Origin of the sequence: Xylanibacter rarus, assembly GCF_001275135.1 — a bacterium.
Classification (GTDB): domain Bacteria; phylum Bacteroidota; class Bacteroidia; order Bacteroidales; family Bacteroidaceae; genus Prevotella; species Prevotella rara.
Genome location: NZ_LFQU01000074.1, coordinates 1 through 1404 on the forward strand (window position 1 = coordinate 1; position 1404 = coordinate 1404).

The 1404-nt window shown below is 48.3% G+C and carries 1 protein-coding gene; it reads right to left on the bottom strand.

Features of this window, described 5'->3' with window-relative positions; translation table 11 throughout:
- Positions 1–1404: 1-deoxy-D-xylulose-5-phosphate synthase (locus tag ACU52_RS14530; RefSeq protein ID WP_147630901.1), on the bottom strand; the 1404-nt coding region annotated here is incomplete at both ends.

The window sequence follows — 1404 nt, forward strand, 5'->3', positions numbered from 1 at the left end:
ACAGTGTCGCCCTTTTATCCATCTTATACTTATTCAGCTGGCTGTAGTCCGTGTCATACTTCTCATCGCTATGTGCCACGAGAGCCTCCGGTATGCGTATTGCCACAGGATATTCAGTCTGCCTTATAGCCCAGTCTTCCATGGCAACAAACTCTTCGTATGTCGTCGGGGCAAGATAAACAAGATTAGGAATATGACTGAGCATAGGAATATCAAAGAAACAAATATGCGTTATGTCGTTCATTCCGTAGACAGACGCGCCTACAACATTTATCACAGCAGCGTTTCCATTCACACAGAGATCCTGTGCAATCTGGTCATAGGTGCGCTGAATAAATGTGGCATAGGTCGTGTAAACAGGTCTTACGCCGCCTTTAGCCATACCAGAACTCAAAGCCACGGCTTCTTCCTCGGCAATGCCAACGTCGATATACTGGCGTCCCATCTGTTTCCTTATCTCCGGAGTAAAGCCTGCTCCACCAGGAACGGCAGACACTACGGCAACCAACTTCGGATCGTTCTTTGCCTTCTCTGCAAGATACTGGCCTATAAGTGCCGGAAAATACTCCTCGCCATCACCTGCAGAAGCCTTCAGATTACCAGTCTCAAGGTCGAAAGGCATACTCCAGTGGAATCTTTCCTTGTTCTCTACTGCAGGCGCATAGCCATGTCCTTTCTCCGTATGAATGTGTACAACGACAGGGCGCTCGGCGTCTTTCACTTGCTTAAATGCGGCTATAAGCGAGGCTATGTTGTTGCCGTCCTCAACATAAACATAGTCGAGCCCCATAGCCTTAAAGAAGTTTAGTTCTGCTTTTCCGGCTGTATCACGCAGCAGATTCAGGTTTCCATACAGTCCTCCGTGGTTCTCGGCAATAGACATCTCGTTGTCGTTAACCACTATTATCATGTTTGTACCTATCTCAGCGGCCATGTCAAAGCCCTCAAAGGCCTCGCCTCCGCTCAGAGAACCGTCACCGATAACAGCCACTATATTCTCCTTTCCGCCGCGTATGTCGCGCGCTTTCTGCAACCCTGTAGCCAAAGCCACAGACGTAGAAGTGTGCCCTATCTCAAAACAGTCATATTCAGGCGACTCTTCCGGCGAACTGTATCCTGACACATCATCAAAGCGCTTGTTGTCTAAATATCCGTAAGCGCGGCCTGTAAGCATCTTATAAGGATAAACCTGATGAGACACATCGAACACGATTTTGTCCTCGGGAATGTCAAAAACATACACAAGTGCTATCGTCGCCTCTGTTATACCGAGGTTAGGGCCCACGTGGCCTCCGTGATTGCTGACACGGTTAAGCACACCTTCACGAATTTCTCCGGCAAGGACATCGAGCTGCTCAATACCAAGTTTGCGGACATCCTGCGGACTATTAATTTTCTCTAAAT